Genomic DNA, 11147 nt, shown 5'->3' with positions numbered 1-11147 from the left:
GAGCCTCTTCCAGAGGCGGTTAAAGTGGCAATCGCAGTAGGCCTTGAACGAAGTGAGGCCAGCGCCTTGAGACGCAGCCAGCAACAGGGGCTTATAGCCCCAGAGAAAACCACCCGTTCGACGGGTGGTTTTTATGTGAAAACTTACGGATTGCTAACGTCTTGGGGTTCCAATTGAAAGGGGCCGAGGCTTCCCTTAAAATAGAGACTAATCTGATCCGCAACGATAAACACATCTTTCTGTAGAAAATTGGGGTAACGGCATGGCAAAAAATCCGCAGGTCAAAACACCGAACGCGCAGGAGCAAATGCTGCGCGGTTCGGCTTGGATGACGGCCGGAAGCATATTGTCCCGCGTACTCGGGGCGATTTATATCATTCCATGGCGCATCTGGCTGGGTGCGGCCTTTTTGGCGGCCAACAACCTGTTTACTAAGGGCTATAACATCTACAGCATCTTCTTGACCATTGCGACGGCCGGTGTACCTGGGGCAATTTCCAAGCAGGTGGCCCATTATAATGCCATGAACGAGTACCGCACCGGCGTCCGGCTGTTTCGGCAGGGCACCATTTTAATGGGCGTCATGGGGCTGCTGTCATTTGGTCTGATGTGGGTGTTGGCCCCGTGGCTGGCGCTGGGCGATGCCGCGCTGACTCAGGTGTATCGGTCGCTGGCCTGGCCGCTGTTGATCATTCCGGTGATGAGTACGCTGCGCGGATTCTTCCAGGGGTACAGCGACATGGCACCATCTGCGTTGTCTCAGCTGGTTGAGCAAGTCGCGCGAGTGATTTACATGTTGGTGATGACATATGCCATCATGGTGCTCGGCAGTCATAATTACGTGGACGCGGCCTCACAGTCAACGTTTGCGGCGTTTGTCGGGGCACTGTTCGGCCTGCTGCTGTTGGTGCTGGTGTTGGTGTCGCGCCGGCAAAAGTTTCAGACTTTGGTCGCCGGCTCGACCGATGCTGTCAAGATCTCGACGCCTCGGATCCTGAAGGAAATCATCGCCCAGGCGGTGCCGTTCATCGTCATCGGCTCTGGCATCAATCTCTATTATCTGTTTGATCAGTATACCTTCAATCCCATGATGGCCAGCCACTGGCAGGCGACCACGCAGGAGCTGAACAGTCTATTCACGCTTTACGCTGGCAATGCCAACAAACTGATTATGATCGTGATCAGTCTGGCTGTTGCCATGGCGTCGACCGTGCTGCCGCTGCTGTCCGGGGCGAAGACCCGGGGGGATAAGCACGCCATCGGCGAACAAGTCACCAACTTGCTTCAGCTGTTTTTCATTGTCATGGTGCCATGCGCGCTTGGCATGGCGGCGGTGGCCAAACCGCTGTACGTGGTCTTTTACTCCTATGATCAGTTGGGTATTCGCCTGCTGGTCCTGTCGGCCTTTGTTGCCGTTGCCATGGGGCTGTTCACGGTGCTCGCCGCGGCCCTGCAGGGGCTGTTTCACAACGGCGTCGCGATTTACGACATGCTGATCGGGATGGTGGTCAAGGTCGTGCTGCAGTGGCCCTTGATTTACTTTCTGAACGTCTGGGGAGCGCTGGTCGCGACCCTGGCTGGTATGCTGGTCTCCAGCGTCTTAATGATTCAGGCGCTGCGTCAGCGGTACCCGGTTCGCCTGCGCCAGACTGCGCGGCGGCTGCTCGGCATCACACTGTTTTCAGCCGTGATGGCCGTGGTGGTTCGACTGCTCGTGTGGCTGATTGGACTCGTGATCGCGCCTGAGCGCGCAGTTGGGGCCGTTGTGGCCTTGCTGATTGCCGTGCCAATCGGCGTGCTGATTTACGGGTATGCGCTGCTCAAAACGCGGCTGGCCGATATGGTGCTGGGCGAGCGCGTCGGGCGGCTGCGTGCGCGGCTGCACATCAGGTGACGCCGATGCGATTAGACCGCTACTTGGCCAATCTGCAATACGGCACGCGCAGTGACGTCAAAAAAATGATCAAAGCCAACCGGGTGGCCATCAACGGGCAAAAGGTGCGCAACGGCAGCGTGTCAGTGGGGCCTGGCGCGACTGTGACGGTCGACGGGAAAACGGTGGGCGGCTGCTTGCAGGTGTACTATTTGATGAACAAGCCTAGCGGGGTTTTAACCGCCAATTCCGATGCCACGCAGAAGACAGTGTTGGACTTGATCGCGCCGGCAGACAGGCGACCAGGCCTTTATCCCGTCGGCCGGCTGGACAAAGATACTACTGGACTGCTGCTTTTGACCAACGATGGGGCGTTGGGCCATGCCCTGCTTTCGCCCAAGCGCCACGTGCCCAAGACTTATCTGGTGTCGCTGGCGGCTGCGCTGACGCCAGCCATGGCGGACCAGCTGGCCGAGGGGATCACCTTCCAAGAGTTCACCAGTGCTCCGGCGACGGTGGCAGTGCGGCCAGGCAGCGAAGGCCGGTTGATCGAGTTAACGATTCATGAAGGCAAGTTTCACCAGGTGAAGCGGATGCTGAAGGCGGTTGGCAACCAAGTGACCGCCTTGCAGCGGATTCAGATGGGCCCGCTGCACTTGCCAGCGTCACTGCCTTCAGGGCAGTATCGCGAGCTGACAGAAGCAGAGCTGGCCGCCTTACTGGAGGCAAAAAAATAGCCGAATCACCCGCGGGTGGTTCGACTTTTTGCGTATCAGGCCCGAGTTGTCGCGGCCTGCTGCATGTACTGGGGCAGCTGCTGGATCAGCGCGGAAGGCAGTACGACATAATTCGTTTTGGCGAGCGCTTCGGCGATGGCGCTGTGGGCATAGACTGCCGCGCAAAGGGCAGCGTCGTTCAGGCCAAATTGAGCAGTGAAGCCGGCTAGAATGCCCACCAAGGTATCGCCCATACCGCCAGTGGCCATCGCCGGCGTGCCCAGGGGGTTTTCGTAGCTGGTCGTCGGGGTGAATAGCTGAGTGCGGTGCGATTTGACAATCACAGTGCCAGGCAGCTTGGCGGCGGCTTGTTGATTCGAGTGCTCATCCTGATCCTTGATGGTAATTCCTGACAGCCGCTGCCATTCCATTTGGTGCGGGGTCCACACGGTTTTCGCGTGAGTGACCGCCAACTGGCGGTCGGCAATCAGCGTGATTGCGGAGCCATCGATAATGAGCGTCTGCGACTCAGTGAGCGCTTCGAGTGCCCGCGTCAGAATCGTTGCTGCCAGTTCATCGGTGCCAAGCCCTGGCCCGATGGCGACCACGTCCATGGTTGGGATTAGCTTTTTCACCTCGGGATCATCGTAGGGGATGACCATGGCCTCGGGCAGGCGGGCATGCAGTGCCGTGCGGTTGACCGGGTCGGTGGCAACGCTGACTAGGCCCGAGCCACTATAAACCGCAGCACTGGCAGCCATGATTGCGGCCCCACCAAACTGGGCGCTGCCGCCAATCACGAGTACGCGCCCAAAAGTGCCTTTGTGGCTCTCTGGCGGCCGCGGCTGAACCACTTGGTTGATGCAGGATGCCGGAATTTTCTTCACAATGCTCACCTCATGAGCATTATACCGCAGCATTACCCGGCTTTTTTCAAAAAAGGGTTGGCAAGCAGGCCTTTGGTTGATATACTTAATCCTGTTGTTGCCGCAATGGCGGAATTGGCAGACGCGCAGTGTTCAGGTCGCTGTAGGGTTTTCCCTGTGCAGGTTCGACTCCTGTTTGCGGCATCAGGCATCAACCAGGCTGGTCATCAAGAGATGACCAGTTTTTTTGTGTCATTTTTACACCAGGTGTTTCAAAACCAGGCAGTTGAATCGACGCGGGAAAAATATTCTCGATTTTAAATATTGCGGTCTTCCTTGCATATTCTAAGAAGCCGACTGGGCGGCTTAGAATCCTTTAATACTTAGCAAATGCTGAGAGAGCGGGGCTGGTGAAGGAGCGGTAGACACCAGAAAATCGGCAAAAATCAGCGTGAAGTGGTCAAAAAAAGGTGCTTCAACCCCAGCGCCAGCCTGAATTGTTCAAGGAAAAATCGCATTTGTTCGCGAAAAATCTCCACACATGCTTGACACCCCCCTCTAATCAATTTATAATCTTAGATATTCTCAAGAACGTTAGAGGCGGAATTGGGAACTATCTCATAGGTTGGAGGCTTATGTGTATGAAGATGAATAAGAAACGAGGCGCGGTGGTCGTCGCATTGACGTTGGCCACACTGCTCGCAGCTTGCGGGAATAAAGCAAGCAGCAACGGTACCTCAACCAGCACTTATAACTATGTCTATTCGACTGATCCGGATAACTTTGATTACTCGGTCACCAGCCGTGCAACCAACAGTGACCACTTGGCCAACTTCGAGGAACCTCTGATGACCACCAACAAGTATGGTGAAATCGTCCCAGGCCTGGCAAGTTCATACAAGGTCACCAATGGTGGCAAGACCTACACTTACACGCTGCGCAAGGGTGTCAAGTGGGTCGACAGTCAGGGCAACACTTATGCCACTGTTAAGCCGCAAGACTTTATCACTGGCATGAAGCACGCCGTCGAGGCGAAGTCCGAAACGTTGTACATCGTTCAAAACTCGATTGTCGGGTTGGATGATTACGTTAATGGTAAGACGAAGGACTTCAAGAAGGTTGGCATCAAAGTCGTTGGCAACAACAAGATCCAGTACACCTTGAATGAGGCTGAACCATTCTGGAACTCCAAGCTGCAATACGGCATCTTGGAGCCAGTCAACGCCAAGTTCTTGGCTGAAAAGGGCAAGAGCTATGGCCAGCCAAAGGCTAACGGGATTCTCTACGATGGCCCATACCTGCTGAAGAACTTCACTTCGAAGTCTGTCATCGAGTACACGGCTAACCCGAAGTACTGGAACAAGAAGGACGTCCACATCACCGACGTCAAGGAAACCTACAACGATGGGTCAAACCCAGACGCTTTGTACAAGTCCTTCCAAAAGGGTGACTTCAGTCAGGCCCGGGTATATCCGAACCTGCCTGGTTACAAGGATGTTAACAAGAAGGACATTGTTTGGGGCCCGCAAGACGCTTCGACCTACAACATGACCTTCAACTTGGATCGTAAGTCATACAACATGACTGACAAGAAGACGGACAAGGAAAAGGCTGACACCAAGAAGGCTGTTTTGAACAAGGACTTCCGTTTGGCAATTCAGTTCGCGTTCGACAAGACCGCGTACAACGCGCAGTCCACTGGCGCCGCTGGTGCTACGAAGTCGCTGCGTAACTCCTTCATCCCGCCTACCTTCGTTCAGGCCGACGGCAAGAACATCGGGACCTTCACGCAGAGTGATCTTCACGCATTGGGCTCCGAGTACAAGGACATGGACCTGACCGACGCACAGGATGGGACTTACAACAAGGCTGCTGCCAAGGCTGAATTCGCCAAGGCGAAGAAAGCACTGCAGGCCGAAGGGGTTTCCTTCCCAATCAAGCTTGATCTTCCTGAAGAGGAAAAGCAGGCGCTGCAGCTGAACAAGGCCAAGTCCTTCAAGAACTCGGTTGAATCTGTTCTGGGCAAGGACAATGTTCAAATCGACATTATCCAAGCTGCTGAAGACAAGTACCTGGCTGGGACTTACCAAGCTGCAACCGGTGCACAATCAGACTTTGATATCAGTAATGCTTCTGGTTGGAGCCCTGACTACTTGGATCCTTCCACTTACCTGGACATCTACAAGCCATCTAGCGGTGCGCTGCTGAACACCTTGGGCCTGACCCCAGCTTCCGCGCTGACTTCTGCTGCTGATAAAGCAGACTACGCAGCCGCTGCTAAGGCCGCTGGTCTTGATCAGTACGAAAAGCTGGTCAACCAGGCTGAAGCCATCACAACCGATACGAACGCCCGCAACAAGGCATTTGCCAAGGCTGAAGCTTACCTGCTGAGCACAGGTGTTCAGATTCCGATCAATTCTCTGGGCGGTACTCCTTCTGTAACGAAAGTTGTTCCATTCACTGGCAAGAAGTCATGGACTGGCGCCGGCTCATCTCGGTTCGACGGGACGAAGCTGCAAGCTAAGCCTGTAACGACTGCTCAGTTTAACAAAGCACTCAAGGCGTGGACTGCAAAGCGCGCTGAAATTGCGAAGGAACAGGACAAGTAAACTAAGCTTTGAGCTGACTCGATAAGCTCTTTGAACTTAGGCGTGTTAAAGGGCTAGCACACTGATAATGTGACTAGCCCTTTTTCTTTAATGAAGATAAGAGGGGGAACCGCACATGAAGAAGTATCTGTTCTTTCGCGTACTTCGTTCAATCGTGAGTATCTTTCTGGTCACGACCCTGACATTCATCCTGATTTACACCATGATCCCACGCCGGGACGTGTTCAAGCAGGATCCGATGATCAACAAGTTGTCCTCGAAGCCGGACTCGCTGACTGATTACAAGAACAACGCGTACGAAAAAATGAACTATATCGATTACATGGACACCAGGTCCCTGATCAAGACGGTCGAAAAAGCCGACCCGAAGGTCACTGTGACTGCCGCCCATACCGCCTCCAACCAAGCCGCGTTCGCAAAATGGACGAAGGCTAATGGCTATACCTTGCATCGCTTCAAGATCAGCAAGGACTACTATGCCACTCGTGATCTGCCGATTTGGGAACGGCTCGGCCGCTTCTACGGCAACATGATCAAAATCGATACCCCATGGGCCATTCACGACCCGAAGAACCCGAATCTGCCACGCTACCTGAAGATCAAGCACGATCCGCTGGTCGGCTGGGCGGTCGTTGGTTCAGGAACGAAGTATCGTTACCAACTTTACTTCAACTCGAAGTTCCCTTACATTCACGAGAACTTCCTGAAGTTCAACCTCGGGACCTCCTACCCGTCTTATGCTGGCGAACCCGTCAGTGAGGTAATCGGCGGCGGCCAAGGCCCTGCTGATAGCATTACCAAGACCTTCCCGAATGGCCGGAAGCTTGTCACCTCGGATGATGTTTACACGCGAGCCTACCAGCCGCGTAAGCACCGTGATCCCGAAGCGTTTGAGCAGTACAAGGACGACTACACCAGCACCGAACAGATCAATCGCGATCCATCAATGATTGGGACATCCGTGCGGGCCGGGCTGGTTGGGCTTGTTATCTCCTATGCCATTGCGATTCCGGTCGCCATTTACATGGCACGGAAAAAGGGCAAGTGGTTCGATCGGGCCGGGACCTTCGTGGTCACCGTGCTGATCGCCGTGCCAAGTTTGGCCTTTATCTACGTCTTCCGTTATCTGGGTGCCACGCTATTCGGCCTGCCGGATTCGTTCCCGACTTTGGGCGCTGAGAACTGGCGCTCTTGGGTTCTGCCATCAGTGGTCTTAGGGCTGCTGAGTGTGTCCGGGCTGGTCATTTGGTTCCGGCGTTACATGATCGACCAGCAGAAGTCCGATTACGTGAAATTCGCGAAGGCCAAGGGTCTGAACGAAAGTGAGATTTACACCAAGCATATCTTCAAGAATGCCTCGATTCCAATCGTTCAGGGCATTCCCGGCTCCATCATCGGCTTGATTGGTGGGGCTACCATGACCGAAGAAATCTTCGCTGCTCCTGGGATGGGGAAGATGCTGCCAGATTCGATTTCCCAACACAATAATGCGGTCGTGATCGCACTGGTCTTCATTTTCACCACGATTGCCGTCTTGTCAGTGCTGCTTGGCGACATTGCCATGGTCTTGGTTGATCCGCGGATCAAGTTGTCGTCGTCTGACACATCGAAGGGGGAGGAATAGCCTATGGCTGATAAAGAGTCTACTCAACCAGAAATTCTGGACTCCGACTTTACCCCGGTTGAGATCGACAAGCTGGAAACCGAAAAACTGGATACAGAAAAATATTCCTACTGGGGTTCTGTGGGTCGTGCCTTCTTCTCTAGTAAGGTCACCATTTTCCTGTTGCTGTTAATGTTGGCGATTCTACTGATGTCGTTCATTCAGCCGTCATTTTCGGGGTATTCCCTGAACAACGTGGCCAAGATCAATGATTTCGGGGCGCGGTATAATTGGCCGAATGCCAAGTACTGGTTTGGGACCGATGACAACGGGCAATCGCTGTTTGACGCGATCTGGGCCGGCGCCAAAATTTCCATCTCAATTTCCGTCATTGCGACCTTGATCACGACGGTCATCGGGGTTGCAGTTGGCGCGATTTGGGGCACCTCCAAGGGTCTCGATCGCATCATGTTGGAAGTTTACAACGTCATTTCAAACGTGCCTCAGCTGCTGATCATCATGGTGCTGTCCTACTCCTTCGGGGCGGGCTTCTGGAACCTGATTTTCGCCATGACTGTCACCGGCTGGCTTGGCACGGCGTACTTTATCCGGGTTCAGGTCATGATCATGCGTGACCGTGAGTACAACATCGCGTCCAAGACGCTCGGCACTGGGCTGGGCCGCATGGTCCTGCGCAACATTATGCCTTACCTGACATCCGTCATTGTCACGCAGGTCTCGCTGTCGCTGCCGTCCTACATTTCTTACGAAGTGTTCCTCTCCTTCTTAGGGGTTGGGCTTTCGGCAAGCACCCCGTCGCTGGGCCGCTTGATTTCGAAGTATTCGCCTTACATGACGAGTTATCCATACCTGTTCTGGCTGCCAGTGATTGTGCTGGCGCTGATCGCGGTTTCCCTGTACTTGGTCGGCCAGCGGCTGGCTGATGCGTCAGATCCGCGCACACACTTATAAAAGGGGGAGTGACAATGAGTGACGAAAAAGAACCAATTCTAAAAATTGACGACCTCTCTGTTCACTTCCATGTCCGTGGCAAGACGCTCAAGGCGATTCACCATGTTTCGATGGATCTCTACAAGGGCGAAGTGCTGGCCATTGTTGGTGAGTCCGGTTCCGGTAAGTCAGTCTTGACCAAGAGCTTCACCGGGATGCTGGAAGAAAATGGTGAAATCGCCGGTGGCACGATCGTGTACAAGGGCAAGCATCTGGAAAAGCTGACCAAGGATAAGCAGTGGGAAGGCATTCGCGGTAATGAAATTGCCACGATTTTCCAGGATCCCATGACTTCGCTTGACCCGATTCGGACGATTGGATCTCAGATCGCAGAAGTTGTGGTCAAGCACCAAGGCAAGTCCAAGGCGGAAGCCAAGCAGATCGCCATCGAGTTGATGAACCGCACCGGTATTCCGAATGCGGCAGCGCGCTACAATGAGTACCCCTTTGAGTATTCTGGTGGGATGCGGCAGCGCATTGTCATCGCCGTTGCCCTGGCATGCCGGCCTGACATCCTGATTTGCGACGAGCCAACGACGGCGCTGGATGTCACGATTCAGGCCCAGATTCTGGATCTGATCAAGTCTTTGCAGAAGGAAGATGGGTTCACGACCATCTTCATCACGCATGACCTGGGGGTGGTGGCGTCGATTGCCGATCGCATCGCCGTCATGTATTCCGGCCGCATCATCGAGTACGGGACCTGCGACGAGATCTTCTATGATCCGCGTCACCCGTACACCTGGAGCCTGCTTTCTTCTCTGCCGCAGTTGGCGCAAAAAGGCGGCCAGCTGTACTCAATTCCAGGCACGCCGCCAAGTCTGTACAAGGACATTGTCGGTGACGCCTTTGCGCCGCGTGATCCGTGGGCGATGAAGGTCGATTTTAAGGCCGATCCGCCGTTCTTCAAGGTTTCCGACACTCACTATGCCAAGACCTGGCTCTTGGACCCGCGGGCGCCGAAGACGGAAAAGCCGGAACTGATCCAAAACCTGCATGAACGGATGGCCGCGACGGTGGCCGAGTCTCACTTGGAGAACTTGGATCTCACGTTAAGCGACAAGAAGGAGGACGATGCAGATGGCGAATGATCGAGAAACAATTGTCAGCCTGAAGGATCTGCAGATCTCCTTTGGCTCAGGTAAAGATAAGTTTGTCGCCGTTCAGGATGTCAACTTTGACATTTTCAAGGGCGAGACTTTCTCGCTGGTTGGCGAGTCCGGTTCTGGCAAGACCACCATTGGCCGCGCTATTTTGGGCATCAACCCGACCGAAAAAGGCACCATTACCTTTGAAGGCGAGCAGATCAACGGTAAAATCTCCGAACGGAAAAAGCATTCGATCGAGCGCAAGATTCAGATGATTTTTCAGGATCCGTCCGCCTCGTTGAACGACCGCGCGACTGTCGACTACATCATTTCGGAAGGCCTGTACAACTATGGGCTGTTCGATTCCGAAGAAGATCGCGTCAAAAAGGTCCGCACGATGCTTGAGGAAGTTGGGTTGCTGCCAGAACAGCTGTACCGTTACCCCCACGAATTCTCTGGTGGCCAGCGTCAGCGTATTGGGATTGCCCGTGCGCTGATCATGCAGCCGGACCTCGTGGTGGCCGACGAGCCGATTTCCGCGCTGGATGTTTCCATTCGGGCGCAGGTGCTGAACCTGCTGAAGAAGTTCCAGCGTGAACAAGGCGTCACGTACCTGTTCATCGCGCATGACCTGTCCGTTGTTCGGTTCATTTCCGATCGGATCGCAGTCATTCGCGCCGGCCGAATCTTGGAGCTGGCACCCACTGAAGAGCTCTTCACGAACCCGATTCACCCGTACACCGAAGCGTTGCTTTCGGCTGTGCCGGTGCCGGATCCGCAAATTGCCCGCACGCGCAAGTCGTATGTCTACGACCCAAGCATGCACCACTACGAAACCGACAAGCCGAAGTTTGTCGAGATCAAGCCTGGCCACTACGTTTACTGCAACGAAGAGGAAGAGGCCCGCTACACCAAAGAGTTGAAGGAACAAGGTCAGCTCTAATGGCACTATGGCGTCATTCGGCCCCCTCTGAATGATGCCCAACACTTGTCCCCGCTCATCTGAGCGGGGATTTTTGGCGTCGATGACAATCATCGTTGGCAAAAACGGGCAACGCTTGGTATAATACTGGTTGTTGCTGCCGCAATGGCGGAATTGGCAGACGCGCAGTGTTCAGGTCGCTGTAGGGTTTTCCCTGTGCAGGTTCGACTCCTGTTTGCGGCATCAGGCTTGATGAACCGGCCATTCTCAAATGGCCGGTTTTTTGTAGCCTTAAATATTTGACAGCCGGCCGATGTGCAGTAAACGTAAGCACCTAATAACAGACCGGATATGAATGCCAGCTTCTGGGCGATATGATTGCCTCATCAAATATGGTGAGGTGATTTTTATTGGATGAGAAGCCAGAGATTGTTCGCATCAAATTGGAAGAGAATCAAC

At 54.2% G+C, this 11147-nt stretch carries 8 protein-coding genes and 2 tRNA genes; 9 read left to right on the top strand and 1 reads right to left on the bottom strand.

The features are described 5' to 3' along the window. Positions 1-262 precede the first annotated feature (262 nt). Complete coding sequence (locus JUE30_RS10700; RefSeq protein WP_203624828.1) at positions 263-1894, top strand: polysaccharide biosynthesis protein; 1632 nt, start codon at positions 263-265, stop codon at positions 1892-1894. 5 nt (positions 1895-1899) lie between these two features. Further along, positions 1900-2610 carry a pseudouridine synthase gene (locus JUE30_RS10695; protein WP_203624827.1) on the top strand — a complete coding sequence of 237 codons (711 nt, stop codon included), beginning with the start codon at positions 1900-1902 and terminating at the stop codon, positions 2608-2610. A gap of 35 nt (positions 2611-2645) precedes the next feature. On the opposite strand, the gene JUE30_RS10690 is transcribed toward JUE30_RS10695, so the two are convergent. Beyond that, positions 2646-3476, bottom strand: a complete 831-nt coding sequence (locus JUE30_RS10690; protein ID WP_239061410.1) for an NAD(P)H-hydrate dehydratase — start codon at positions 3474-3476, stop codon at positions 2646-2648. Positions 3477-3575: 99 nt separating this feature from the next. Between JUE30_RS10690 and JUE30_RS10685 the strand changes: the two genes are divergently transcribed. From JUE30_RS10685 to JUE30_RS10655, 7 genes are all read left to right on the top strand, one after another. Then, positions 3576-3659: transfer RNA gene (locus JUE30_RS10685), tRNA-Leu, on the top strand. 443 nt (positions 3660-4102) lie between these two features. After that, entirely contained in the window at positions 4103-6064 is a 1962-nt protein-coding gene (locus JUE30_RS10680; protein WP_203624829.1) for an ABC transporter substrate-binding protein, read from the top strand. 115 nt (positions 6065-6179) lie between these two features. Further along, positions 6180-7688, top strand: a complete 1509-nt coding sequence (locus JUE30_RS10675) for an ABC transporter permease (protein ID WP_203624825.1) — start codon at positions 6180-6182, stop codon at positions 7686-7688. Positions 7689-7691: 3 nt separating this feature from the next. Further along, positions 7692-8639 (top strand): oligopeptide ABC transporter permease OppC, encoded by a 948-nt coding sequence (gene oppC, locus JUE30_RS10670; RefSeq protein ID WP_203624824.1) that lies wholly within the window; start codon positions 7692-7694, stop codon positions 8637-8639. Between the two features lie 14 nt (positions 8640-8653). Then, complete coding sequence (locus tag JUE30_RS10665) at positions 8654-9769, top strand: ABC transporter ATP-binding protein (protein WP_125755058.1); 1116 nt, start codon at positions 8654-8656, stop codon at positions 9767-9769. After that, positions 9759-10709, top strand: coding sequence for an ATP-binding cassette domain-containing protein (locus tag JUE30_RS10660; RefSeq protein ID WP_125755057.1), 951 nt, complete (start codon positions 9759-9761; stop codon positions 10707-10709). The genes JUE30_RS10665 and JUE30_RS10660 overlap by 11 nt, the downstream gene beginning before the upstream one ends. 138 nt (positions 10710-10847) lie before the next feature. Then, positions 10848-10931: transfer RNA gene (locus JUE30_RS10655), tRNA-Leu, on the top strand. Positions 10932-11147 lie beyond the last annotated feature (216 nt).

Origin of the sequence: Lacticaseibacillus sp. 866-1 (genome assembly GCF_016861825.1) — a bacterium.
GTDB lineage: Bacteria > Bacillota > Bacilli > Lactobacillales > Lactobacillaceae > Lacticaseibacillus.
Note: the sequence above shows the minus strand (reverse complement) of the source record. Positions and strands in the feature narration are given on the sequence as shown.